Here is a 24,720-nt window from a genome sequence, read left to right as displayed (position 1 = left end):
GCGCTGGTGGGCGATGCCGGCGGGCTCCAGGGGGCCCGCCCGCCAGGCGTCCTGACCGGCCGGGGTGAGGCCGGGCAGCAGCCGCCCGCGGGCGGCGAGCCGCAGTGCGTGCAGGGCGGCGGCGCCCCAGCAGGCGGTGGCGGGGTGGGCGGCCGGGTCGCGGCGGGCGCGGACGAGCAGCGGGAGGGCGTCGGCGACCGGCAGGGTGAGCGCGGGCACCTGCCGGCGGCGGACACCGGCGGCGCCGTGCCGTCGTACGACCGTCAGCTCCTCGGTCGGGGCGGCGGGCAGCGGGTCTCCGTCGGGGTCCCAGAAGGCGATCCGGCCCTGGCGGGGGAGGTCGGCGGGCAAGTAGACCGCCGCGAGGCGCACCGGTACGCCTGTGCCGGCCTCGGCCGTCGTGCCGCTCATACGTTCTGCCACCTCCCGCCCACCTGTCGGATCAGACGTCTTCGACTGTACGGGCGGGGTCTGACAACCGGCTCCAGCGGCCTGCCGGGAGGCACCGCTACGGTACGGTGCGCGAGACGACGTAGATCATCGGGAAGTTCGGGTCGGCCGTGTTCACGACGACGTCCTGGGTGGGCGCCGGGTTCTTCTGCTTGTGCGTCAGACCCGACCAGGTGCCGGGGCCGTTGAACTTCCAGCCGCTGATCTTCTGGTCGCGGGAGCTGATGCTGATGTCGTTCTTCTTGAGCGCGTCCCGGTTGACGCCCATGCCCTCCAGGAAGCTGTCCAGTCCGGCGCTGTTGGTGCGGAACTGGACGTAGAGACGGCTGGTCTTCCAGTTGTTCGTCTCGTAGTAGGCGATGGTGTCGGCCGGGTGCGGGACCGGGACCTGGTAGAGGCGCCGCTGCACCTTCGAGGGCCAGCCCTCGGTGAGGCCGGTCGCGGAGTACTTGGACTCCTTGTCCTTGCCGCTGTTGCGGCTCTGGGCGGCGGAGATCACCAGATAGCCGGCCGGTACGCCGATGAGCAGCCCGATGATCAGCAGCGTCAGTCCCCGGCGCTTGGCCTTGTGCCCCGGGGTCTCGGGCGGGCGCTGCGGTTCCTCCGGGGACGCGGCCTGACGGGGCAGTGCAGCGGTCATGCGGTGTCCCGGGTGCGGCGGGCCTCCGCGAACCGCTCGTAGCGCTCGTACCGCTCGACGCGGCGCCGCTTGGCGCGCCGGAACCGGCGGGCGACCAGGCGGGCGAGGTCGGCGGCGCCGACCATGCCGGCCTCGGGACCCAGCTGGGCGCGTGCGATCCGGGCCTCGGGGCGGTAGCCGCGGCCGGTGAGCTGGCGCTTGAACGCGTCCCGCGCGGGGCCGATCAGCAGGTCGTCGGCGGCGCTGACGCCGCCGCCGATCACGAAGCAGGAGGGGTCGAGGGCGGCGGCGAGGTTGGCGATGCCGACGCCGAGCCACTGGCCGATGTCCTGGAGCAGCTCGATGCACATCGCGTCGCCCTCGCGGGCCAGCTCGGTGATCATCGGGCCGGTGATCTCGTTGATGTTGCCCTTGACGTGCTCGATGATCCCGTACGCCACCGGGGAGTCGGCCGCCGCCAGCTCCTTGGCCTCGCGGACCAGCGCGTTGCCCGAGCTGTACTGCTCCCAGCAGCCGCGGTTGCCGCACGGGCAGCGGTGGCCGCCGGGCACGACCTGCATGTGGCCGAACTCGCCGGCGACGCCGTACTTGCCGCGCTTGACCTGGCCGTCCTCCAGGATCGCGCCGCCGATGCCGGTGCCGAGCGTGATCATGACCAGGTGGTCCTCGCCGCGGCCGGCGCCGAAGCGCCACTCGGCCCAGGCGGCGGTGTTGGCGTCGTTGTCGACGAGGACGGGGACCGAGAGGCGGCCGGAGAGGCGGTCGCGCAGCGGTTCGTTCCGCCAGGACAGGTGGGGTGCGAACAGCACACGGTTGCGGTCGGCGTCGACCCAGCCGGCGGCGCCGATGCCGACGGCGTGCACGTCGTGCCGGTCGGACAGGTCCAGGACCAGTTCGACGATCGTGTCCTCGACGACCTTCGGGCTCTTGGACTTGTCCGGGGTCTCCGTGCGGAGCTTCTCCAGGATGTTGCCGTCGGCGTCCACGACGCCCGCCATGACCTTGGTGCCGCCGATGTCGATGCCGACCGTGGGCACCCGGGGTGCCGTCAGGTGGGAGCGGCGTTCCCGGGTGCCGACGGTCCGCAGGACCGGGGCTCGGCGGGAGCCGATGGGGGCGGTGAGGTCGCGGTAGGTGCTCATCGGGCTTGATTCTGCCGTACGCGTGCGTGTAGTGCCGTTCGGGGGAGATAAGGAAGGGGTGGGGCGCCGTTGTCGGGTGCGGGTCGTGCGTGGCTGGTCGCGCAGTTCCCCGCGCCCCTTTCAGGGGCGTTGCAGTGCCCCTCCCTCGACATCGTCAGCTTGTCCGGACATTAGAACCAGAACGTCGGCACCCTCAGGACCGCACCAGCAGCTGGAACTCGAAGGAGTAGCGGGTCGGGCGGTAGATGTGGTCGCCGAACTCGACGGCGCGGCCGGTGTCGTCGTACGTGGTGCGCTGCATGGTGAGCAGCGGGGCGTCCTGCGGCTCGGCGAGCCGCTCCGCCTCGGCGGTCGTGGCGCCGCGCGCGCCGATGGACTGGCGGGCGCTGTGCAGGGTGATCCCGGCGGTCCGCATGAGCCGGTACAGGCCCGTCGCCTCCAGCTGGACGGTGTCCAGGTCGAGCAGGCCGGGGGGCAGGTAGTTGGTCAGGTACGCCATCGGCTCGCCGTGTGCGAGGCGCAGCCGCTCGATCCGGTGCACCTCGGTGCCCTCGGCCACCGCGAGCGCGGCGGCGACTTCGGCGGACGCCGGGACGACGGTGTTGACCAGTACCTTCGTCGCGGGGCGCTGGCCGGCCGACTCCAGGTCGTCGTAGAGGCTGCTGAGCTCCAGCGGGCGTTTGACCTGGCTGTGCACGACCTGGGTGCCGACACCCCGGCGGCGGACGAGCAGGCCCTTGTCCACCAGGGACTGGATGGCCTGGCGGACGGTCGGGCGGGACAGGCCGAGCCGTGCGGCGAGCTCGATCTCGTTGCCCAGCAGGCTGCCGGGGGTGAGCGAGCCGTGCTCGATGGCCGCTTCCAGCTGCTGGGCGAGCTGGAAGTACAAGGGCACCGGGGAGCTCCGGTCCACACTGAGGTCGAGCGACACGGTCGGGTCCACATCTGGTTTCGGCACGGGGCCGAGCGTATCCCCGTGACGGGTTGACGGGAAGTTGTGTAGTTCGATTGTCCGGACATACGGATTGACAGCGCCCGGGGTGCACCAGCACCTTGTTCCCATGCGCATCGGGGTCATCGGGACGGGCCGCATCGGCACCATTCACGCGAACACGCTCAGCCGTAATCGCGAGGTCGGATCGCTGATCCTCACGGACGTGGATCCCCGGCGGGCCCAGGATCTGGCGCACCGGCTCGGGGAGACGGCGGCGCCGGGGACGGACGAGATCTTCCAGTGGGGCGTGGACGCCGTGGTGATCACCGCCGCCACCTCGGCCCATGCCGACCTGATCGGCCGGGCCGCGCGCTCCGGACTGCCGGTCTTCTGTGAGAAGCCGATCGCCCTCGACCTGCCGGGCACCCTGCAGGCCCTGGCGGAGGTGGAGAAGGCCGGGACGGTGCTGCAGATGGGCTTCCAGCGGCGCTTCGACAAGGGGTACGCCGGTGCGCGGGAGGCGGTGCGCTCGGGCCGGCTCGGGCGGCTGCACACGGTACGGGCGCTGACCTCCGACCAGTCCCCGCCCCCGCCGGAGTGGCTGCCGCTGTCCGGCGGGCTGTTCCGGGACACGCTGATCCACGACTTCGACGTGCTGCGCTGGGTGACCGGCCGCGAGGTCGTGGACGTGTACGCGACCGGCTCGGACGCGGGCCCCGCGATGTTCCGCGAGGCCGGTGACGTCGACACGGGCGCGGCGGTGCTCACCCTGGACGACGGCACGCTGGCCACGGCCACCGCGACCCGGCTGAACGGCGCCGGGTACGACGTGCGGATGGAGCTGGCCGGCGAGCGGGACACCGTGGTGGTCGGCCTGGACGACCGTACGCCGGTGGCCTCGACCGAGCCGACCGGGCCGCCGCCCGCGGACAAGCCGTGGCCCGGCTTCCTGGAGCGGTTCGGGCCCGCCTACGAGGCCGAGCTGTGCGCCTTCGTCGACGTGGTGCGGGGCCAGCTGGTCAACCCCTGCGACGGGCGCGAGGCCCTGCAGGCGCTGCGGATCGCGGAGGCCTGCGAGATCTCCCGGCACGAGCGCAGACCGGTGGCGCTCGCGGAGGTCCCGGACCGCCTGGCCTGACCTGCCTGCCCTACCTGCCCGACCTGAGCGACCTGTCTGGCCCGTCCGACCCGCCTGGCCCCGCCTCGGCCGTGGAGCGCGGCTACCAGCGCACCGGGAGGCTGCGCACTCCTCTCATCAGGGTGCCCGGCAGCCACTCCCCGTGCGGGCCGTCCAGGGCGAGGCCGGGGGCGCGCTCCAGGAGGGTGCGCAGGGCGATCCGGCCCTCCAGACGGGCCAGGGGCGCGCCCAGGCAGTAGTGGATGCCGTGGCCGAAGGCGAGGTGGCCACGGTGGTCGCGGCGGATGTCGAAGCGGTCGGGGTCCGGATAGCGGTCCGCGTCGCGGTCGGCGCCGGCGAGGCTGATCATCACGGGGTCGCCCGGGTCGATGGCGGTGCCGGCGATCTCCAGGGGTTCGGCGGCGTACCGGTACGTGGCGTTCTCCACCGGGCCCTCCCAGCGCAGGGTCTCCTCGACCGCGCCGTCCAGGAGGCTCATGTCGGCGCGCAGGGCGGCGAGCTGGTCCGGGTGGGTGAGCAGGGCGAGGACGCCGTTGCCGATGAGGTTGACGGTGGTCTCGTGGCCGGCGATCAGCAGGACGAAGGCCATGCCGCGCAGTTCCCCGACGGAGAGCCGGTCGCCGTCCTCGGCGGTGGTCCGGATCAGGTCGCTGAGCAGGTCGCCGCTCGGGCCGGCGCACCGCTTGTCCTCGATCAGCTCCGCCAGATAGTCGGCGAGCGCGGCGAAGGCGTCGTACTCGCTGCCCGGATTGCTGGGCGCGACCACCTCGTTGGACAGCTTCCGGAACCGCTCGCGGTCCAGCTCCGGGACGCCGAGCAGTTCGCTGATCACCGTGATCGGCAGCGGGTAGGCGAGGGTGTCGACGAGGTCGGCGCGGCCGCGCGGGAGCATCTCGTCGAGCAGTTGGTCGGTGATCTCCTGGATCCTCGGCTCGAGGCCGGCCACCCGGCGGGCGGTGAACGCGCGCGTGATCAGGCTGCGCAGCCTGGTGTGCTGGGGCGGGTCGGAGACCAGCAGGTACTTCCCGATCAGCTCCTCGTCGAGGAACTTGAAGCCGATCTTCTCGGTGTCCTTGACCAGTCTGGGGTCGGCGAGCGCCGCGCGCCCCTCCTCGTAGCCGACGACCAGCCAGGTCTCGTGGTACTGGTCGGGCAGGGGCCACCGCACCCGGTGCACCGGGCCGCGCTCGCGCAGCCGCGCGTACACCGTGTGCGGGTCCGTACGCAGACCGTCGCCGTACTCGCCGAGGTCGGTCACCTGCATGCTCTGCTCCCCCTTCAGGAGGTCCCCGAGGCCGTCCCGTACCCGGAGAACGCACGGGCCGCCCCACAGGTGCCCTGCAGGCGCCCCTATTCCTCCAGCAGTCCCGCGTCGTACGCCAGCAGGGCGATCTGGACGCGGTTGTTGAGGCCGAGCTTGGCCAGGATGCGGGAGACGTGGGTCTTGACGGTGGCGACGCTCATGTAGAGGCCGGTGGCGATCTCGGCGTTGGCGAGGCCCCGGCCGACGGCGACGGCGACCTCGCGCTCGCGGTCGTTGAGAGCGGCGAGCCGGTCACGCGCGCGTGCCTGCCGGGTGTCGGCCCGGGGGCCGGCCGCGTGCGCCATCAGCTGCCGGGTGACGGCGGGCGACAGCACGGGGTCGCCGGCCGCGACCCGGCGCACCGCGGCGACGATCTCGGCGGGCGGGGTGTCCTTGAGGACGAACCCGGCGGCTCCGGCGCGCAGGGCGTGCAGTACCTGTTCGTCGGCGTGGAAGGTGGTCAGGACGACGACCTGCGGGGCGTCGGCACGCGCGCGCAGCCGCTCGGTGGCGGTGAGTCCGTCCACGGACGGCATGCGGATGTCCATCAGGACGACGTCCGGGTGGGTGCGGTCCACGAGCGCCTCGACCTCGTCGCCGTCGGAGCCCTCCCCGACGATCTCGATGTCCCCGGCCCCGCCCATCATGAGGGCCAGCCCCGCCCGCACCAGCGGATCGTCGTCGACGAGCAGCAGTCTGATCGCGGTCATGGCTCCTACGTGGTCAGCGGGTGCGGCGCGGGTACGGCGGCACGTGGTCGGTCGTTGTTCAGACGGCGGGCCAGGGCAGCCAGGCCCGTACCTGGAAGCCGCCGTCGCCGGTGGCCCGGTGCTCCAGCCGCCCTCCGGCCAGCGTGGCGCGTTCGGTCAGGCCGATCAAGCCCTGGCCCGAGCCGGGGACGTGCGGGGCATCGGTCGCGGGGGCGGGGTTGTGCACGGTGATGTCCAGGCCGTCGCCCCGGGCGCCGGTGACGCGGACGGTGACCTCGGCGCCGGGGGCGTGCTTGCGGGCGTTGGTGAGGCCCTCCTGGGCGATGCGGTAGGCGGTGCGGCCGACGGAGGCGGGGACGGCGGCCGGTTCGCCGACGTGGTTGTCGAGGGTGACCTTCATGCCGGCCTGGCGGGACTCGGCGACCAGCGCGTCCAGGGCCGCGAGGGTCGGCTGCGGCCGCCCGCCCGCCTCGTCGCCGTCGGCGGCGCGCAGTACGCCGATGATCTCGCGGAGGTCCTGCAGGGCCTCGTGGGCGCTCTCCCGGATGACCCCGGCCGCCCGGGCGATCTCCTCCCGGGGCGCGTCCGGCCGGAACTCCAGCGCCCCGGCGTGCACGCTGAGCAGGGTCAGCCGGTGGGCGAGGACGTCGTGCATCTCGCGGGCGATGGCCTCCCGGGCCAGCCGCTGGGCCCGCTCGGCGCGCAGCCCGGCCTCGGTCTCGGCCCGCCGGGCCCGGTCGCGGAGGCTGACCATCAGCTGCCGCTTGGAGCGCACGAACATGCCGAGGCTGACGACGAGCAGGCTGAACAGCACGACCAGGATGACGACGGCCAGGTAGGGCAGGTCGGGGTCGGGGCGCAGCCAGTAGAACAGCGGGACCAGTGCGAGGTTGATGCCGGCGATCCAGGCGAGGTACCGGAACGGGCGGTGCACGGCGAGGGTGAACAGCGCGACCATGGCGGCGCCGCCCGCGGTGTCGGAGACGAAGCCGACCGGGATCATGGCGATGGCCAGGCCCGTCGGCCAGCGCCGGCGCAGCCAGACCGCGGCACAGGCCAGTCCGCCGATCAGCTGGTCGGCGACGGCGAGGCCGTGCGAGACGTTCGGGTCCTGGCGCATGGTGTTGGCGGCCGCCACGCCGAGGAGGACGGCCAGCAGGAAACAGCTGAAGTCGACGAGCCAGTCGCGCGCCGTACGGCGGGGCCGCCGGCCGGCCGGACCGGCGTCGGGGTCGAGTTCATGGATCACGGCGGAGGGGAAGAGCCACCGCCGCCCCTCGAACGTCCGTATGGAAAGGTCACCGCTCACGGTCGACAAATCTACGCATGGCCGGCCCGCGGCACCCACCTGAGCACGGAATCGTCGACCAAAGTTATGCCCGCGTGGACTTTCGGTGTGCCACGCGCGCGTGCGAGCAGCCTTCCGGCGGACACGACTCGCCCCGCGGCCGATGGCGTGGGGGGAGGCCGCGGGGCGAGGGTCGTACCGTGAAACGGCTGCTCGAACTGATCGGATTCGTCGCTCTGGTGCAGGGTGTGCTGGGCCTGTTGCACGAGTTCACCCACTGGCGGGTGGGCCTCCTGCAACGGCTCGGCCTCCTCGACGGCTACGGCGTCTACGCGAGCGTCGCGCTGATCGTGCTGGCGTGCGCGCTGTTCGCCGTCGCGGGGAGCCGGAGGTCCGGCTGAACGCGGACCGGACCTCCGGCTGGTCGCGCCGTTCCTGGCGATCGACCGGCCGACGCCGAGGTGGGGACATCGACGTGCCGGTATCGCTGGGCCGACTCGGTCAGCGGCTCAGCAGTCGAAGTCGATCAGGTCGAACGTGACGTAGTGGTCCGCCGTGTAGTAGTCCTCCTCGTACTCCTCGCCGGTCACGATGCGCCGTGCGCCACGGGTGGAGGAACCGGGCGTCTTCACGGTGTACTCGTGGTAGTAGCCACTGGGCTGGCTCGGCAGGACGCCCTCCTGGTTGCGGAAGACGACCCCGTCCTGCGAGTACGGGAACGGACCGTCCGACGCGATCAGGTCGAGCGTGTCGTACGCCTGCGACGGCAGGTCGCTGTAGCAGATGCTGCCGACCGAGCTGGCAGCGGCGTCCGCGGTGGCGGCGGAGACGGTACCGCCGACGAGGAGGGCGGACAGCAGGGCGCCGGCGGCACCGATGCGGGTGATTCGTGGGGGGAATCTCATGGCTCCATGATGACGCGCGTAGAGTGTGGCATGTCAATGACAAGTCCGAAGAATTTCCCCCCGGGTCCCCCGAGTTTTCAGGGAGTTAACCTGGGGCCGGCGGCCTCCAGCCGCTGGATGTTCACATCGGCGATCGGGCCGCTAGGCGTTCGCCTCGGCGATGTACGAGCCGTAGTCGGGTCGGCCCGCGATGTCGTACGTCTGGATGGAGACGCCCGTCGCGGTGACCCGCCCGCCGGTGTGCCGGAACTTCGTGGGCACGGCGCCCTCCTGGAAGAAGCGGCGGCCGGAGCCCAGCACGACCGGGAACGTCACCAGGTTGAGGGTGTCGAGCAGGCCGAGGTCCAGCAGGGAGCGGACCAGCGCGCCGCTGCCGTGTACCTGGAGCTCGCCGTCGGTGCGCTCCCTGAGGGCCGTGACCTCCTTGGCGAGGTCTCCGGCGAGGACCGTGGTGCCGGACCAGCCGGGGTCGGTCAGGGTCGCGGACGGGACGTACTTCGGGAGCGCGTTGAGCCTGGTCGCGATCGAGTTGCCGGGGTCGGTGATCCTCGGCCAGTAGGACGCGAAGATGTCGTACGTACGGCGGCCGAGCAGGAAGGCGCCGGCCCGCTCGATGACCTCGACGACGAACCGGCCGAAGTCCTCGTCGCCGTAGGTGAAGCTCCAGCCGCCATGGGTGAAGCCCCCGCTGGGGTCCTCCTCGGGGCCGCCGGGCGCCTGGTAGACGCCGTCGAGGGTGACGAACATGGTGGAGACGAGCTTGCCCATGGCGGTGCCTGCTTCCCGGGGGTGCGGTCCGTTGTCATCGGCTCAGACCCCTGGGGCACCGGCAACTCATCGGTCGGCCGGTCTCCGGTGTGCCCGGTGTGCCCTCACCCCGCGTGCGTCGAGAACAGTCCGCCGGTCGGGCCCTGCTTGTCGCCACCCTGCGCCTTCTTCAGCGCGTTGGCGAGGCTCTCGATGGTGAGGGACTGGAGGATCACCCGGCCGTTGCCCTCCAGGGTGGCCAGGGACAGGCCCTCACCGCCGAAGACGGCGTTCATGAGGCCCTGGCGGTTGAGGCCGCCGACGCGCTGGACGCCGTACTGGATGCCCTCCTCGAAGGCGACGACGCACCCCGTGTCGACCTCGATACGGCCGCCGAAGTCGGCGGGGTTCAGGTCGATGAAGTTGCCCGCGCCGGCGATGATCACCGTGCCGTGGCCGGTGAACTTCTCCAGGATGAAGCCCTCGCCGCCGCTCATTCCGGTGCGGCCGCCGGAGAAGGCGATACCGAACTCGACGGTGGACTCCGCGGCGACGAAGGCGTCCTTCTCGGCGAACCACGCGCGCGTGCCGGTCAGCTCCAGGGCGCGCATCTCGCCCGGGAGCACGCCTGCGAAGCCGACGGTGCCCTCGCCGCCCTGGGAGGTGAAGTACTGGAACGCCATCGACTCGCCGGCGAGCATGCGCTGGCCGACCTGCATGGCGGTGCCCATGGCCTGGCGCAGCATGCCGCCCATGCCGCCACCGCCGCCGCCCTGCTGCCGGCCGCCGCCGTTCGGCCCGCCGAGCCGGGTCTCCATGGTCACGTTCGTCGTCTTGAACAGGAACTTGCCGGCCTCGCAGTACACGGTCTGGCCGGGGTGCAGGTTGACGATCGCCATCTGCATGGCGTTGCCGACGATTTCTTGCTGAAGAGTCACGGCAGAAGAACGTAGCCGACGGTCCAGCGGTTCCCCCTGCCCGCCCACCCACCCGACTCGGCCACCTGAGCAGCGAGGCCTCACCAGACAAGACACACCGCCCTCGAAGAACGTCCTGCTCCCGGACCCCACCGATCTCCCGAGCGGAGCGGGTGTGTCCTGTCGTCGGCTTTCGACCTCGCCCTTTGAGAAGGCGAGTCGGGTGGGTGGGCGGGCAGCAGGGTCAGGACAGTTCGCGGTGTCTTGTCGTCAGGGTCGCTGCTCCCGCTTCCGTCGGTGTGCCGAACAGCCGTAGGCGGGAGATTCCGCCGTCCGGGAAGATGTCCACGCGCGCGTGCGTGCCGACGGCGGGGGTCGGCAGGACGAAGCGGTGGTTCGTGTCCGGCTGGAGGCGGGTGCGCGGGAGGAGCTCCGTCCAGGGGCCTTCCTCGCCGTCCCGTACCGACACCGACGCCCAGCCCGCGCTGTTGCCCTTCAGGTACGCCGTGTCCATCTCGATCGCGCGGATCTGGGACTGGGCGGCGAGCCGGTAGCTGATCCAGTCGTTGCCCTGGTCGCGGCGGCGGCGCGTCTCCCAGCCGTCGTCCATCTTGCGGGAGCGGCCGGGCTGGATGGTGTTGGTCGCGGGTGAGTAGAAGAGGTTCGAGGCGTCTTCCACCCTGCCGCCGTTCTCCAGGGCGACGACGTCGAAGGTGCCGAGCACGGCGAGCCACTCGGGGTCGGGCACGACCTCGCCGTACACGCGCAGGCGCGCGATGCCGCCGTCGGGGTGCTGGTTGACGCGGAGATGGGTGAAGCGCTGTTCGACGGAGACGGCGAAGCCGTTCGCCGCGTGGCCGCCGACGGGGGTGCGGGGGACGAGCGTCGTCCACTTCACGTCGTCGCCGAGGAGTTCCGCCGGGGACGGTGAGCCGGCGACCGACGTGGCCTCGACCGACACCGCCTGAGGGTAGTTGCCGCGGAAGTGCGCCGTGTCGACGACGATCCCGCGGACGACGCCGGCGGCGCCGAGCCGGACCAGTGCCCAGTCGTGGTCCTCGGCGGTGGGCCAGGGGTGGTCGGCCGAGGCCCCGCGGCGGCGGCGCGTCTCCCAGCCGTCCATGATCTTGCCCTTGTGCCCGAAGTGCTCGGGGTCGAACTCGGCCCGCCCCGGCACCAGCAGGTTCTCCCGCTGGGCGAAGAACTCGTCGTTGGCGGCGACGACCCCGGCCCCGAGCTGCCGGGCGGCGAGGTCGGCGTACTGGGTGAAGGGGAAGTCGGCGGTGCGGTAGTCCGCGTACGGGTCGCCGCCGGAGTAGGGGTGCGCGTCGCCGGTGAAGGTCGGGATCGCCGTCAAAGGTGTTCCTTTCGGTGTCGGCCGCTGCGGGTGCGGGAGCAAGAAGGAGTCAGGGGGTGCGGGTGAGGAGGTGGCCCTGCGGGGGCGTGAACTCGCCGTCGGCGACGATGCGTTCGCCGCGCAGCCAGGTGGACCTCACCACGCCGTACAGGGTCCTGCCCGCGTACGCGGTGACCCGGTTGCGGTGCTGCAGGCCCGCCGGGTCCACGGTGAAGGTCTCGTCGGGCGCGAGGACGGCGAAGTCGGCGTCCCGGCCGGCCGCGATGGCGCCCTTGCGGTCGCCGAGGCCGACCAGCGCGGCCGTGCGGGCCGACATCCAGCGGACCACGTCCTCCAGACCGTGGCCGCGCCTACGGGCTTCCGTCCATACGGCGGCAAGGCTGAGCTGGAGGCCGGAGATGCCGCCCCAGGCGGTCGCGAAGTCGGCGGTCTTGAGGTCGGCCGTGGAGGGCGAGTGGTCGGTGACGACGCAGTCGATGGTGCCGTCGGCCAGCGCCTGCCAGAGCAGGTCCTGGTTGGCCGCCTCCCGGATGGGCGGGCAGCACTTGAACTCGCTGGCGCCGTCCGGGACTTCCTCCGCGGTGAGGGTGAGGTAGTGCGGGCAGGTCTCGACGGTGAGGCGGACGCCGTCCGCCTTGGCCGCCGCGATCAGCGGCAGCGCGTCGGACGAGGACAGGTGCAGGACGTGCACACGCGCATGCAGGCGCTTCGCCTGGGCGATCAGCCGGGCGATCGCCGTGTCCTCCGCGCCGCGCGGGCGGGAGGCGAGGAAGTCGGCGTACTTCGGGCCGCCCTGCTGCGGGGCGGCCTCCAGGTGGTGAGGGTCCTCGGCGTGCACGATCAGCAGGCCGTCGAAGGAGGCGATCTCCGCCAGCGACCGGGCCAGCTGCTCCTGGTCGAGGTGCGGGAACTCGTCCACGCCGGACGGCGACAGGAACGCCTTGAAGCCGAAGACGCCGGCCTCGTGCAGCGGACTCAGGTCCTTGACGTTGTCGGGCAGCGCGCCGCCCCAGAAGCCGACGTCGACGTGTGCCTTGTCGGCCGCGACCTGTTGCTTGACGCGGAGGTTCATGACGGTCGTGGTCGGCGGCAGGGAGTTGAGCGGCATGTCGACCAGGGTGGTGATGCCGCCGGCCGCCGCCGCGCGGGTGGCGGTCCAGAAGCCCTCCCACTCGGTGCGGCCGGGGTCGTTCACGTGGACGTGGGTGTCGACCAGACCGGGCAGCAGGACGTCGTCGCCGAGGTCCTCCAGGCGGGCACCCTCCGGGACGGGGGCGTCGTACGGCAGCACGGCCGTGATCGTCCCGGCGGACACGGCGACCGAGGCGGCCCGCGTCCCCTCCGGGGTGATGACGCGCGTCGAGCGCAGCACCAGTTCAGCGTCGGACACCCGGACCCCTCTCTCTGCCGCCGTTTTACTTCCGGGAAACGGGATTTACACCCATGTAACGGAATTCAACGTTCTGTTGAAGGAGTCTTCACTCCCGCTCCCGTGCCGTCAAGGGCACACTGCTTCTCGGGGCCCCGCAAGCTCTCACTCTGGACGTTTCCACAAAGCGGAAATACGATTCCGACAAGCAGAACGTAGCTACGCACGATCAGGGAGTCAACCGACAGCCGGGTAGGCTTCTGCCCCTCCCGCCAGTCCGAAAGGAACGCGCCGTGCCGACGTCCAGCGCCAGCACCACCGACTCCGCCAAGTCCGGCGGCGGGGTCCAGTCCCTCGAGCGCGCCTTCGATCTGCTGGAGCGGATGGCGGACGCGGGCGGCGAGGTGGGTCTCAGCGAGCTGTCCGCGAGCAGCGGGCTGCCGTTGCCGACGATCCACCGGCTGATGCGCACGCTGGTCGTCTGCGGTTACGTACGGCAGCAGCCGAACCGGCGGTACGCGCTCGGCCCCCGGCTGATCCGGCTCGGCGAGTCGGCGTCCCGGCTGCTGGGCACGTGGGCGCGGCCGTACCTCGCGCGGCTGGTGGAGGAGACCGGGGAGACGGCGAACATGGCGCTGCTCGACGGGGACGAGATCGTGTACGTGGCGCAGGTGCCGTCGAAGCATTCGATGAGGATGTTCACGGAAGTGGGCCGGCGGGTCCTGCCCCACTCGACCGGGGTGGGCAAGGCGCTGCTGGCGAATGTGCCGGACGCCGAGGTGCGGGCGCTGCTGGGGCGGACCGGGATGCCCGCGGCGACCGAGAAGACGATCACCACTCCGGAGGGGTTCCTGGACGCCCTGGCAGAGGTGCGGCGGCTGGGGTACGCCGTGGACGACAACGAGCAGGAGGTGGGGGTGCGGTGCCTCGCGGTGTCCGTGCCCGATTCGCCCACCGCGGCCGCCATTTCGATCTCCGGGCCTGCGGGGCGGGTCACGGAGGCGGCGGTCGAGAAGATCGTGCCGGTGCTGCAGCAGGTGGCGGTTGAGTTGTCTCAGGCGTTGGTGAGTTCAGGGGCCTGAGGGGCAGGGACGGGTGCACCGTTGGCGGGTGCGGGTCGCGTGTGGCTGGTCGCGCAGTTCCCCGCGCCCCTTACGGGGCGCTCAGCGTCTCGGCGTTTCACCGAACAGGTCCACCGCCTGGCGCACGTCCGACAGGCCCCGCGACAGGGCGCTCATCGAACCGATCGCGCCCGCTATCAGTAACAGGGAGCGGCGCAGGCGGGGGATTTCCGGGATGCCGCCCGTCGCCATCGCGGCCAGGGCCGCCAGTTCGTCCTCGGCTATCGCACGGTCCGGGAACTCGGCCGGATGTGCGGCCAGTTCGCGGCGCAGCCGGGAGACCGCCGTGCGTAGTTCCGTCACCCTCGGATCCTCGTCACTGCCGGTCACTGACCTCTGCCCCAAGCTCCGCAACACAGCTCTCCCCCCTCGCCAGGTGCCCAGGACGGTGGTCGGGCGCCCGGGGACGCGGGTCAGTAAACGCCCTCCCGTACGGAAAGCGCTACAGCGCGGACCGAATTTCAGTCCTTCGGAAACCGCCCGCCCGCCCCGGCGTCGGGTATGCAGGACGCATGACGGACACGCATGACCGGATCGCCGGGCTGCTGCTCGCCGCCGGCGGTGGCAGACGGCTCGGCGGGCGGCCCAAGGCGCTGCTGACGCATCGGGGCCGGCCGCTGGTGGAGTACGCGGCCGGGGTGCTGCGCGCGGGCGGCTGCGGGCCAGTGCACGTGGTCCTGGGGGCTCGTTCGGACGAGGTGCGGGAGCGGGCCGGGCTGGACGGCTGCGTGGTCGTGGAGAACCCGGACTGGGCCGAGGGGATGGGGTCCTCGCTCCGGGTGGGGCTGGAGTCGCTCGCCGGGGCCGGGGTGCGGGCCGTCCTGGTGTCACTGGTGGATCAGCCGGGGATCGGGGGCGCGGCCGTGGCGCGGGTACTCGGCGGATACCGGGACGAGGACTCACTGGTGTCGGCCGCCTACGACGGGGTGCGCGGCCATCCCGTGCTGTTCGGCTCGGCCCACTGGGCGGGGATCGCCGCGAGCGCGACCGGGGACCGGGGCGCCCGCGCCTACCTCAAGGCCCACGAGGACGCGATCACGCTCGTCGAGTGCGGGGACGTGGCCGAGCCGTACGACATCGACACGGAGGCGGACCTGGGCCACCTTGAGTGAGCGGGATGGCACCGGGCGCCATCTTGGCTCGACTCGGAGAATCTCGACATCAACAAACCATTGAACTTCCACAATGAGGAAACTAGTATCCACTGTTCAGAAGCGTCTGACCCCTGATCGGGTGCGCTTCGCTCCACCCGGAACGACTGGCACCCGGTGCCACCGCTGAAGGAAGTGACAGCTCATGTCCGCACCAGCGCCGTCTCCGCCGGCCATCGTCGACGCCGCACCCCTGCCCCGGCAGGAGGAGGTCCTCACCGACGCGGCGCTCGCCTTCGTGGCCGAGCTGCACCGGCGGTTCTCGCCGCGCCGTGCCGAACTCCTCGCCCGCCGCGCCGAGCGCCGCGCCGAGATCGCCCGCACCTCGACCCTGGACTTCCTCCCGGAGACCGCCGCCGTCCGCGCCGACGACTCCTGGCGGGTGGCCCCCTCCCCCGCGGCACTCAACGACCGCCGGGTCGAGATCACCGGTCCCACCGACCGCAAGATGACCATCAACGCCCTCAACTCGGGCGCCAGGATCTGGCTCGCGGACTTCGAGGACGCCTCCGCACCGACCTGGGAGAACGTCGTCCTGGGCCAGCTGAACCTGATCGACGCCTACACCCGGACCATCGACTTCACGGACCCGTCGAGCGGCAAGTCGTACGCGCTGCGCCCGGACGAGGAGCTCGCGACGGTCGTCATGCGGCCGCGCGGCTGGCACCTGAACGAGCGCCATGTGGAGGTCGACGGCGAGCAGGTGCCCGGCGCCTTCGTCGACTTCGGGCTCTACTTCTTCCACAACGCGCAGCGGCTCCTCGACCTCGGCAAGGGACCGTACTTCTACCTCCCGAAGACCGAGTCGCACCTCGAAGCCCGGCTCTGGAACGACGTGTTCGTCTTCGCGCAGGACTACGTCGGCATCCCGCAGGGCACCGTCCGCGCCACCGTGCTGATCGAGACGATCACCGCCGCGTACGAGATGGAGGAGATCCTCTACGAACTCCGCGACCACGCCTCCGGGTTGAACGCCGGCCGCTGGGACTACCTGTTCTCCATCGTGAAGAACTTCCGTGACGGCGGGCCCCGGTTCGTCCTCCCGGACCGCAACGCCGTGACGATGACCGCCCCGTTCATGCGGGCGTACACCGAACTCCTCGTCCGCACCTGCCACAAGCGCGGCGCGCACGCGATCGGCGGCATGGCGGCCTTCATCCCGTCCCGCCGGGACGCCGAGGTCAACAAGGTCGCCTTCGAGAAGGTCCGCGCCGACAAGGACCGCGAGGCGAACGACGGTTTCGACGGCTCCTGGGTCGCCCACCCCGACCTGGTCCCGATCGCCCTGGAGTCCTTCGACCGGGTCCTCGGCGACAAGCCCAACCAGAAGGACCGGCTGCGCGAGGACGTCCACGTCGAGGCCGCCGACCTGATCGCGGTCGACTCGCTCAAGGCGAAGCCGACCTACCCCGGTCTGGTCAACGCCGTGCAGGTGGGCATCCGTTACATCGAGGCGTGGCTGCGCGGGCTCGGCGCCGTGGCCATCTTCAACCTCATGGAGGACGCGGCCACCGCGGAGATCTCGCGGTCGCAGATCTGGCAGTGGATCAACGCCGGAGTGGAGTTCGAGAACGGCGAGAAGGCCACGCCGGAGCTGGCCCGCAGGATCGCCGCCGAGGAACTCGACGCCATCCGCGCGGAGATCGGCGACGAGGCCTTCGCGGCCGGTCACTGGCAGCAGGCCCACGACCTGCTGCTCACCGTCTCCCTCGACGAGGACTACGCGGACTTCCTGACGCTGCCCGCGTACCAGCAGCTGCGCGGCTGACCTACTCCGGCGCCGACCTGTCCGAGTGGCCCAGGGACTTCCCCGGGGCCACTCGGTCGCGTACGGCCTGCTTCACGGCCGTCGGCTCCGGGAAGCCCTGCTCGCGCCGGTCCCAGACCACCTCGTCACCGACCCGGACGACGAAGACGCCGCCCCTGCCCGGCTTCAGCGCCAGCTCCGTCAGCTCGGTCTCGAAGGTGGTCAGCAGCTCCTGCGCCAGCCAGGCCGCCCGCGGCAGCCAGCGGCACTGGGTGCAGTACTCGATCTCGACGCGTCGGCTCTCACTCACCCGGGCATCGTAACCGAACGTGATCACCCGGCGAGTTCACCGGCGAAGTGGCAGGCGGCCCGCTGTCCGGCCGGTGTGAGCACGAGCTGCGGGTCGGTCTCCGCGCAGACCGTGCGCTCCGGGTGCGCGAGCGGGCCGATCGGGCAGCGGGTGCGGAACCGGCAGCCGGAAGGCGGGTTCGCCGGGCTCGGCAGGTCGCCCCGCAGCACGATGCGCTCCCGCTCGGGTGCCGCGAGGTCCGCCGCCGGTGACGACGACAGCAGCGCGGCGGTGTACGGGTGCTGCGGGTTGCCGTAGACGTCGGCGACGTCGCCGTACTCGACGATCCTGCCGAGGTACATCACCGCCACCGTGTCGCTGAGGTGCCGTACCACCGACAGGTCGTGCGCGATGAACAGGTAGCCGAGGCCGAGTTCGCCCTGCAGCCGTTGCAGCAGGTTGATGATCTGGGCCTGGACCGACATGTCCAGTGCGGAGACCGGCTCGTCGAGGACGAGGGTGCGCGGGCGGCGGGCCAGGGCCCGGGCGATGCCGATCCGCTGGCGCTGACCGCCCGAGAAGGCGTGCGGATAGCGGTCGAGGTGCTCCGGGCGCAGCCCGACCTGCTCCACCAGCGCCCGCGCCTCCGCTTCGAGTTCCGCTCCGCCGATGCCCCGCAGGCCGAGGGCCTCGGTGAGGGACTGCCGGATGGTGCGGCGCGGGTTCAGGGAGGCGTAGGGGTCCTGGAACACGTATTGCACGGAGGAGCGGACCCGGGCTAGGTCCGCCTCGCGCATGGCGCTGACGTCGGTGCCGTCGACGAGGACCGATCCGCCGGCGACGGGGTTGATGCCGACGACACTCCTCGACAGCGTGGACTTGCCGCAGCCGCTCTCGCCGACCAGCCCCAGGGTGCGGCCCGCGTGCACGGTCAGGCTGACCGAGTCGACGGCGTAGACAGGGGGTTCTCGGTGGAACAGCCCGCGGCGCCGCGATCCGACGTCGACCCGCAGGTCGCGGATCTCCAGGACGGGTACGTCCGTCTCCGGGGCGACGGGGCGGGGTCCGGGGGCTGCCGGGTGCTGGGTGCGGGCCGCGGTGACGTCGACTCCGCGCTGGGACACGAAGCAAGCGGCCGTCTGGCCCGAGTTCCCGATCTGCAGGAGGTCGGGGGGCGCCTGGGTGCACGCGTCCTCGGCGAACGGGCAGCGCGGGGCGAACGCGCAGCCGGGCGGGAGGGCGGCCGGGTCGGGCGGGCTGCCGGGGATCGCGGGCAGCGGCGCGCCGTCGCGGGCGTCGTCGATGCGGGGCATGGCCGCGAGCAGGGCCGCCGTGTACGGGTGGCGGGGACGGGTGAAGACCTGCTCGACGGTGCCCTTCTCGACCGTGCGGCCGCTGTACATCACGACGACGTCCGTGCAGAGTTCGGCGACCACGCCCATGTCGTGGGTGATGATCGCGACGGCGATGCCGAGCTCGGTGCGCAGACGGGCGAGCAGCCGCAGGATCTGGGCCTGGATGGTGACGTCGAGGGCGGTGGTGGGCTCGTCGGCGATGAGCAGGGCCGGGTCGTTGGCGAGGGCGATCGCGATGACGACGCGCTGGCGCATGCCGCCGGAGAACTGGTGCGGATAGTGGCCGAGCTTGGTCCGGACGTCCGGGATGCCGACCTGTTCGAGGAGTTCGGCCGCCCGCCTGCGCGCCGTCTTCCTGTCGACGCCGTGGACGGTCATGGCCTCGACGATCTGGTCGCCGACCTTCATCGCCGGGTTGAGGGCGGCCTGCGGGTCCTGGAAGACCATCGCCACCCTGCTGCCGCGCCGCCGCCGCATCTCGCGTTCGGGCAGCGCGAGCAGGTCCTCGCCGTCGAACCGCACGCTGCCCGCGACGGTCTCGCCGGGCGGGCGCAGCATCCGCATGATCGAGCGGGCGGTGACCGACTTGCCGGAGCCGGACTCCCCCACGATGCCGAGGACGTCACCGGGGAAGATGTCGAAGCTGACGTCGTCGACGGCCTTGACGGCCCCGCTCCGCAGCCGGAACTCGGTGCCCAGGCCCTCGACGCGGAGCAGCGGGACGCGCTCGGCGGTGCCGGGTGCCGGTGGCTCGGTCACGTGTGGGTCGGTCGTCGGGGTCATCGGCGATTCACCGCCTCGTTGAGTGCGTCCGACATCAGGCTGACACCCACCGCCAGGAGGAGGAGCAGCAGGGCAGGGCCGATGATGTAGGTCGGGGACTGGGACACGAACCGCAGGCCGTTGTTGAGGAGCACGCCGAGCGACGGCGTCGGCGGCTGGACGCCGAGGCCCACGATGGACAGGCCGGCCTCGATGTAGACGCCGATGACCATCCAGACGGCGCCGTTGACGACGATGGCGTCCATGGCGTTGGGCAGGACGTGCCGGACGAGGAGCTGCCGGCGCGAGACGCCGAGCACCCGGGCGGCCAGCACGTACTCCCGGTTCTGCTGGGCGAGCCAGGCGCCGCGGGCCAGCCGCCCGGCGCTGGGCAGGCCGCCGATCAGGATGGTCAGGAACAGCGCGAACCAGCCGGCGCCGAGGACGGCCACCATGCAGACGCCGAGGATCAGCCCGGGGAAGCCGATGATCACGTCAAGCAGCCGCTGCACGCCCGCGCCGAGCCACTCCGAGAGCGCGCCCGAGAGCCCGAGCAGGGTGCCGATCGCCATGCTCAGCGGTACGGCGGTGAGGACGAGGCTCAGGTCGACACGGAGCCCGTAGACGCTGCGGGCGAAGATGTCCCGGCCGAACTCGTCGGTGCCGAAGAGGTGCCCGGCCGAGGGCCCGGCGAAGGTGTCCGCCCCCTGCTGGTCGAAGCCGCCCGGGAAGAGGACGGGCGCGAGCAGCGCGGCGAGCACCATCAGGACGAGGATCGCCAGCCCGATGACGCCCCGCGGGGTGCGGAACGCCGTCAGATAGCGGGCCAGTGTCGGGTTCAGCCTGCGCCGTACGGCCACGGGCGGCGACAGGGGTACGTCGGTCATGGTCAGTCTCCCAACCGGATCTTGGGGTCGAGCGCCGCGAGGACCAGCTCGGTGACGATCTGGCAGACCACCGCCACGCAGACCACGCCGAGGATCAGCACCTGCAGGACGGTGAAGTCGCGTGAGGTCACGCTGGAGACGGCGAGCTGGCCGAGGCCGTTGCGGTTGAACACCGACTCGATGACCACGGCTCCGGCGAGCAGGGTGCCGACCTCCAGGCCGATCGCGACGACCGCGGTGCCGAAGCTGTTGCGCAGCACGTGGCGCAGCGTGATCCGGGTCGGCGAGGCCCCCTTGGCGAGGGCCAGGTCGACGTAGTCCTCGTTGCGGACCCGGGCCATCTCCGTCTGGAGCAGCCGGGCCACGCTGCCGGCGGGCGACAGCGCGAGCGCCACCGCCGGCAGCACCAGGTACTGGATCCCGATCGCCGGATCGTGCACCACGCTGACCTCGCCGCTGACCGGCAGCCAGCGGTGGTACACGCCGAAGACGAGGATCAGGGCGAGCGCGATCAGGAACGACGGGGTGGCGACCAGGATGCTGTTGCCCAGGTCGAGGACGGTCCGGGCCCAGCGGTGCCGGGTCGAGCCGGCGAGCACCCCGAGCAGCGTCCCGACGGCGACGGCGAGCAGGGTGGCGAACACGGCCAGTTCGACCGTGCTCTCCAGCCGGTCGCCGATGAGGCTCGCGACGCTGCGGTTGAGGAGATAGGACCTGCCGAGGTCGCCGTGGAACAGGCCGGAGATCCAGTCCCAGTACTGCACCACGGGCGACCGGTCCAGGCCCAGCTGCCGGCGGACGGCCGCGATGTTCGCGGCCGTCGCGTCGGGTCCCGCGATGCTGACCGCGACGTCCCCCGGGGCGAGCCGGGGCAGGGCGAAGGCGACGACCGAGCTGGCGAACAGCACGAACACCACCGACGGCACCTTGCGCAACAGGAAGCGGATCATTTCGACAGCCACGTCGTTCCGAGCTCGATGAATCCCGCCTGGGTGGACCGGATCCCGCCCACGGACGTCGTCCGGACCGTCAGGGTCGGGCGTGTGACCAGCGGGACCGTGAACGCCTGGTCGAGCAGGTAGTCGTTGTAGTCGTGCGTCGCGGCCTTCTGGTCGGCGGTCGAGGTGGCCGCGGACACCTTCTGGACGAGCGCCGTGTACTGCGGGCTGCTGAACTTCAGCAGGTTGCCGTTCGCCAGGTACTCGGGCCGGCTGACCACCTGGGACGCGGGCGACTGGGCGTTGCTGCTCATCACCAGGAGTCCGGGGGCGCCCAGGTTCCGCGCGGCGATCTTCCCGTCGTACTCGGTCGGGCTGAGCAGGTCCGCCTTGGCGGTGATGCCGACGGCGGCGAGGTTGTTCTTGACGATCTGGAAGATGCCGGTGGACTCGGGGGTGTTCAGGGTGACGACGTCCAGCGTCGCGTTCTTCACGCCCGCCTGGGCGAGCAGCTTCTTGGCCTTGTCCGGCTGGTAGGTGTAGTGCTTCGCCTGGGTGGCGTCGTAGCCGACGCTGGAGGTCCGCCACGGCAGGTCGGTCGCCTGGGCCTGACCGCCCTCGACCTGCTGGACGATGCGGTCGCGGTCGATCGCGTACTGGATCGCCTGGCGCACGGTCCTGTCGTCGAACGGCTTCTGCGTGACGTCGAGGGCGAGCGAGATGGCCGATCCGCCGGAGGTCACCAGGGCGTAGCCGGACTGCTTGCTCAGGCTGCGGGCGTCGAGGGCGGCGACCCCCACGCCGTACTGGACGCGACCGCTGCGGATGGCCGAGACGATGGCGGTCGGGTCGGTGATGACGTTGATCTCGATCTTGTCGAGGTGGGTGTCCTTGGCGTCCCGGTACTTCGCGTACTTGGTGAGCACGACCTTGCCGCCGGGCGTCCAGGAGGTCCACTGGAAGCGGCCGGTGCCGTCGACGACCTTGCCGGCGGAGTTGCCGGCGTAGGTCGCGGGGTTGACGATCGGCATCGTCTCGAAGAGGTCGAAGATGTTCGGGGTCGCCTTCGAGAAGGTCAGTCTGAGCTCGTGGTCGCCCTCGGCCTTCATCGTCCTGATCTGGGCGGCGATCGGCTGGTTGGCCGCGCCCGTCGCCGGGTCCTGCACCTTCTTCAGTGTGAAGATCACGTCGTCCGCGGTCAGTTTGCGGCCGCTGTGGAACGTGACGTCGTCGCGGAGCGTGATGTCCATGCTCCTGGCGTCGGCGGAGAGCTGCCACGACTTGGCGAGGACGCCGGTCGGTTTGCCGGTCGAGGGGCTGATGAGCGTCAGCGTCTCGAAGACCTGGTACTCGGCGAGCAGGTTGCCGAACGAGGTCTTGAGGAAGCCGCCGGGGTCGACGTCGGTCGCCTGGGCGACGGCGAGGGTGCCGCCGTCGCTGACCGGGCCGGCGGTCGCGGAGCTCGCGGCGGTGGGCTGGGTGGCCGCGCTGCAGGCGGCGGAGGCGAGCAGCGCCGCGCCCACGGTGGCGCCTGCTGTCAGCCGGCGGAATCGGGCCGGCAGGGTGAGTGACATCGGTGCTCCTTGCGGGAGTGCGAGCCGGGGAGGGCTCGGATGAGGGTTGTTGCGTGCACCGTGGGGGGAGGGGGCGTGGTCGTACGGGTCAGCGGTCGGCGTGCATGTCGAGCGCGATCTTGCCCCAGGGGTGACCGGACTCGACCACGCGGAGGGCGGCCCCGGCGTCCTCGAACCCGAAGACCTCGCGGACCTGGGGGTCGAGCCGTCCCTCGGCCACCCGCCGGGCCAGTTCGGCGAGGGTTTCGGTCGAGCTCCGGCGGGACAGGGGGCGGGCTCCGAAGCGGGCCGCGGTCTCGGGGTCGGCGACCGTGAGGATGCGGTCGCCGGGCGGGAGCACCGTCGAGACGGTCTGCAGCGCCTCGCCGCCGACGAGGTCGAAGACGGTGTCGGCGCCCTTCGGCAGGGCCGACCGGAGCTGTTCGGCGAGGTCGGCGCCGTCGTAGGCGACCGGGGTGGCGCCGAGCGACTCGACGAACTCCCGTTTGGCCGCGGCGGCGGTGCCGGCGACGTCCACTCCGGCGGCCCGGGCGAGCTGTGCGGCGGCCGCGCCGACACCGCCGCCGATCCCGAGGATCAGGAGGGTCTCGCCGGGCTCGGGGGCGAGCTGGGCCAGGCCGTCGTGGGCGGTGCCGGCCGCCACCGGCAGCACGGCCGCGTCGGTCCAGGAGACGGCGGCGGGCTTGCGTGCCGTCTGGCTCGCGGTCAGCAGAGCGAAGTGCGCGTAGCCGCCGCAGCCGCGGGCGCTGGTGCCGAACACCGGGTCGCCGACCGCGAACCCGTCGACGCCCGGGCCGACTCCGACGACGACGCCCGCGGCCTCGCGGCCGAGGGCGGCCGGCAGGTCGAGGTGGAGGAAGGCACGGTGCATGCCGGCCCGGACCTTCCAGTCCACCGGGTTGACCCCGGCCGCGTACACCTCGACGAGGAGTTCGTCCGGCCCCGGCACGGGCATGGGCAGCTCCAGGAAGCGCTGCGTCTCCGGTCCGCCGTAGGCGGTGAAGCCATAGGCGGTGAAGCCCTGAGCGGTGAATCCATGGGCCGTGGGCACGGTGGGTCTCCTGACGGGTGTCGGGGTGTTCAGTGGGGCTGCCGGGCCCATTCGCCGCAGAGCCGGACGCTCTCCTCGGGCGTCGCCTGGGCGCCCTTGTCGACCTCGATGACGAGCCAGCCGTCGAAGGCGTCCGGCAGGGCGGCGAGGGTGGCGGGGATGTCCACGGAGGCGTGGCCGGGCTCCGCCCACAGGCCGGCGAGCACGGTCTGCTGGTAGGTCCAGCCCTCGGTCCGGCCGCGTTCGGCCACGTCGGCGTGGAAGTCCTTGACGTGCATCGCGGCGACCCGGTCCGCGTAGTCGCGGATCAGGCCGATGACGTCGGCGCCGGTCCAGCCGAGGTGGCCGATGTCCGGGCCGAAGGACAGCACGTCCGCCGGGATCGTGTCGAGGATGAAGCGGGTCTCCGCCTCGGTCTCCGCCCAGGTGCCGACGTGCGGGTGGAAGGCGGCGGCGACGCCGTTGGCCCGCGTGGTCTCCCCCATCCTGGCGAACACGTCCCGGACCCGCTCCAGCCGCTCGGGCGTGCCGTCCGCGCCCACCGCGGGACGGTGCACCCGCGGGGCCTGCTTGTTCATGCCGGTGGCCACGAAGACGGTGGGCAGGCCGAGTTCGGCCATCTGCGCGCTGATCCGGTCGGTCTTGTCGAGCAGTTCGCGCAGGCTCGCCTCGTCCTCGGGGAGCGGTCCTGAGATGTAGCCGGGCGCGGGCAGCAGACCGTGGTCGGCGAGGAGCCGGCCGTACTCGGCGGCGGTGAGGTCCGCCGGTACCTCGGCGTGCACGGAGCGGATGCCCACCTCCTGGATGACCTTGAGGCGGTCGGCGAGCGGCGGGGCGAGGGTGGGGTCGATCCAGCCGTCGTCGGTGGCGATCCACTGCAGCGGGTTGATCGCGATCTTCTCGGGGCTGATGGTCACGGGGGTCCTTTCGGGGGTGTGGCCGGCG

General features: G+C 71.9%; 24 protein-coding genes and 1 pseudogene. 5 read left to right on the top strand and 20 right to left on the bottom strand.

All coding sequences use genetic code 11. The annotated features are described in order from the left end of the window. From ABZ887_RS26400 to ABZ887_RS26385, 4 genes and pseudogenes are all read right to left on the bottom strand, one after another. Positions 1 to 411: pseudogene (locus ABZ887_RS26400) on the bottom strand (ATP-dependent helicase); the annotation flags it as partial. A gap of 97 nt (positions 412 to 508) precedes the next feature. Further along, a complete protein-coding gene (locus ABZ887_RS26395; RefSeq protein WP_361293708.1) occupies positions 509 to 1,090 on the bottom strand; it encodes a sugar kinase in 582 nt (193 codons plus the stop codon). Then, positions 1,087 to 2,232 (bottom strand): ROK family glucokinase, encoded by a 1,146-nt coding sequence (locus ABZ887_RS26390; protein WP_089106885.1) that lies wholly within the window; start codon positions 2,230 to 2,232, stop codon positions 1,087 to 1,089. Before ABZ887_RS26390 ends, ABZ887_RS26395 begins: the two co-directional genes overlap by 4 nt. A gap of 193 nt (positions 2,233 to 2,425) precedes the next feature. Continuing rightward, positions 2,426 to 3,163 (bottom strand): GntR family transcriptional regulator, encoded by a 738-nt coding sequence (locus ABZ887_RS26385; protein WP_361293729.1) that lies wholly within the window; start codon positions 3,161 to 3,163, stop codon positions 2,426 to 2,428. 130 nt (positions 3,164 to 3,293) lie between these two features. On the opposite strand from ABZ887_RS26385, the gene ABZ887_RS26380 reads away from it, so the two are divergent. Then, a complete protein-coding gene (locus tag ABZ887_RS26380; RefSeq protein ID WP_361293705.1) occupies positions 3,294 to 4,304 on the top strand; it encodes a Gfo/Idh/MocA family oxidoreductase in 1,011 nt (336 codons plus the stop codon). 82 nt (positions 4,305 to 4,386) lie between these two features. Here the strand turns inward: ABZ887_RS26380 and ABZ887_RS26375 are convergent, their stop codons facing one another. From ABZ887_RS26375 to ABZ887_RS26365, 3 genes are all read right to left on the bottom strand, one after another. Next, the gene (locus ABZ887_RS26375; protein ID WP_361293702.1) at positions 4,387 to 5,568 is read right to left on the bottom strand and encodes a cytochrome P450; all 1,182 of its coding nucleotides are present in this window, start codon (positions 5,566 to 5,568) and stop codon (positions 4,387 to 4,389) included. A gap of 86 nt (positions 5,569 to 5,654) precedes the next feature. Next, complete coding sequence (locus ABZ887_RS26370) at positions 5,655 to 6,317, bottom strand: response regulator transcription factor (RefSeq protein ID WP_361293700.1); 663 nt, start codon at positions 6,315 to 6,317, stop codon at positions 5,655 to 5,657. A 58-nt stretch (positions 6,318 to 6,375) separates the two neighbouring features. Next, on the bottom strand, positions 6,376 to 7,635 hold the full coding sequence (locus ABZ887_RS26365) for a histidine kinase (RefSeq protein ID WP_361293697.1): 1,260 nt from the start codon (positions 7,633 to 7,635) through the stop codon (positions 6,376 to 6,378). A gap of 170 nt (positions 7,636 to 7,805) precedes the next feature. On the opposite strand from ABZ887_RS26365, the gene ABZ887_RS26360 reads away from it, so the two are divergent. Next, on the top strand, positions 7,806 to 8,006 hold the full coding sequence (locus tag ABZ887_RS26360) for a hypothetical protein (RefSeq protein ID WP_361293694.1): 201 nt from the start codon (positions 7,806 to 7,808) through the stop codon (positions 8,004 to 8,006). A gap of 108 nt (positions 8,007 to 8,114) precedes the next feature. Here ABZ887_RS26360 and ABZ887_RS26355 read toward each other — a convergent pair whose 3' ends face one another. The 5 genes from ABZ887_RS26355 to allB all read right to left on the bottom strand — a co-directional run bounded on the left by ABZ887_RS26355 (position 8,115) and on the right by allB (position 12,921). Beyond that, a complete protein-coding gene (locus ABZ887_RS26355) occupies positions 8,115 to 8,510 on the bottom strand; it encodes a ribonuclease domain-containing protein (protein WP_361293691.1) in 396 nt (131 codons plus the stop codon). Between the two features lie 141 nt (positions 8,511 to 8,651). Next, entirely contained in the window at positions 8,652 to 9,278 is a 627-nt protein-coding gene (locus ABZ887_RS26350) for a dihydrofolate reductase family protein (RefSeq protein ID WP_361293688.1), read from the bottom strand. A gap of 104 nt (positions 9,279 to 9,382) precedes the next feature. After that, positions 9,383 to 10,195, bottom strand: coding sequence for an AIM24 family protein (locus ABZ887_RS26345; protein WP_361293685.1), 813 nt, complete (start codon positions 10,193 to 10,195; stop codon positions 9,383 to 9,385). Between the two features lie 223 nt (positions 10,196 to 10,418). Further along, on the bottom strand, positions 10,419 to 11,531 hold the full coding sequence (alc, locus tag ABZ887_RS26340; RefSeq protein WP_361293682.1) for an allantoicase: 1,113 nt from the start codon (positions 11,529 to 11,531) through the stop codon (positions 10,419 to 10,421). Positions 11,532 to 11,580: 49 nt separating this feature from the next. Continuing rightward, entirely contained in the window at positions 11,581 to 12,921 is a 1,341-nt protein-coding gene (allB, locus tag ABZ887_RS26335) for an allantoinase AllB (RefSeq protein ID WP_361293679.1), read from the bottom strand. Positions 12,922 to 13,193: 272 nt separating this feature from the next. Between allB and ABZ887_RS26330 the strand changes: the two genes are divergently transcribed. After that, the gene (locus ABZ887_RS26330) at positions 13,194 to 13,982 is read left to right on the top strand and encodes an IclR family transcriptional regulator (RefSeq protein ID WP_361293676.1); all 789 of its coding nucleotides are present in this window, start codon (positions 13,194 to 13,196) and stop codon (positions 13,980 to 13,982) included. 81 nt (positions 13,983 to 14,063) lie between these two features. On the opposite strand, the gene ABZ887_RS26325 is transcribed toward ABZ887_RS26330, so the two are convergent. Further along, the gene (locus tag ABZ887_RS26325; protein ID WP_361293673.1) at positions 14,064 to 14,378 is read right to left on the bottom strand and encodes a DUF5955 family protein; all 315 of its coding nucleotides are present in this window, start codon (positions 14,376 to 14,378) and stop codon (positions 14,064 to 14,066) included. Between the two features lie 155 nt (positions 14,379 to 14,533). Between ABZ887_RS26325 and ABZ887_RS26320 the strand changes: the two genes are divergently transcribed. Together ABZ887_RS26320 and aceB are read left to right on the top strand one after the other, a co-directional pair. Further along, the gene (locus tag ABZ887_RS26320) at positions 14,534 to 15,133 is read left to right on the top strand and encodes a nucleotidyltransferase family protein (protein ID WP_361293670.1); all 600 of its coding nucleotides are present in this window, start codon (positions 14,534 to 14,536) and stop codon (positions 15,131 to 15,133) included. 184 nt (positions 15,134 to 15,317) lie between these two features. Next, positions 15,318 to 16,940: a malate synthase A gene (aceB, locus tag ABZ887_RS26315; RefSeq protein WP_361293667.1), complete on the top strand. Its 1,623-nt coding sequence runs from the start codon at positions 15,318 to 15,320 to the stop codon at positions 16,938 to 16,940. A gap of 1 nt (position 16,941) precedes the next feature. Here aceB and ABZ887_RS26310 read toward each other — a convergent pair whose 3' ends face one another. The 7 genes from ABZ887_RS26310 to ABZ887_RS26280 all read right to left on the bottom strand — a co-directional run bounded on the left by ABZ887_RS26310 (position 16,942) and on the right by ABZ887_RS26280 (position 24,692). Then, positions 16,942 to 17,229, bottom strand: coding sequence for a SelT/SelW/SelH family protein (locus tag ABZ887_RS26310; RefSeq protein ID WP_361293664.1), 288 nt, complete (start codon positions 17,227 to 17,229; stop codon positions 16,942 to 16,944). A gap of 23 nt (positions 17,230 to 17,252) precedes the next feature. Then, positions 17,253 to 19,322: an ABC transporter ATP-binding protein gene (locus ABZ887_RS26305; protein ID WP_361293660.1), complete on the bottom strand. Its 2,070-nt coding sequence runs from the start codon at positions 19,320 to 19,322 to the stop codon at positions 17,253 to 17,255. 20 nt (positions 19,323 to 19,342) lie between these two features. Further along, entirely contained in the window at positions 19,343 to 20,212 is an 870-nt protein-coding gene (locus ABZ887_RS26300) for an ABC transporter permease (RefSeq protein WP_361293657.1), read from the bottom strand. A 2-nt stretch (positions 20,213 to 20,214) separates the two neighbouring features. Then, positions 20,215 to 21,174, bottom strand: coding sequence for an ABC transporter permease (locus ABZ887_RS26295; protein ID WP_361293654.1), 960 nt, complete (start codon positions 21,172 to 21,174; stop codon positions 20,215 to 20,217). Beyond that, the gene (locus ABZ887_RS26290) at positions 21,159 to 22,724 is read right to left on the bottom strand and encodes an ABC transporter substrate-binding protein (RefSeq protein ID WP_361293651.1); all 1,566 of its coding nucleotides are present in this window, start codon (positions 22,722 to 22,724) and stop codon (positions 21,159 to 21,161) included. The genes ABZ887_RS26295 and ABZ887_RS26290 overlap by 16 nt, the downstream gene beginning before the upstream one ends. Before the next feature lie 88 nt (positions 22,725 to 22,812). Further along, on the bottom strand, positions 22,813 to 23,775 hold the full coding sequence (locus ABZ887_RS26285; protein ID WP_361293648.1) for an NADP-dependent oxidoreductase: 963 nt from the start codon (positions 23,773 to 23,775) through the stop codon (positions 22,813 to 22,815). Positions 23,776 to 23,804: 29 nt separating this feature from the next. Further along, positions 23,805 to 24,692, bottom strand: a complete 888-nt coding sequence (locus tag ABZ887_RS26280; RefSeq protein ID WP_361293645.1) for a sugar phosphate isomerase/epimerase — start codon at positions 24,690 to 24,692, stop codon at positions 23,805 to 23,807. Positions 24,693 to 24,720 lie beyond the last annotated feature (28 nt).

It is taken from the genome of Streptomyces sp. NPDC047061, assembly GCF_040643955.1.
Classification (GTDB): domain Bacteria; phylum Actinomycetota; class Actinomycetes; order Streptomycetales; family Streptomycetaceae; genus Streptomyces.
Note: the sequence above shows the minus strand (reverse complement) of the source record. Positions and strands in the feature narration are given on the sequence as shown.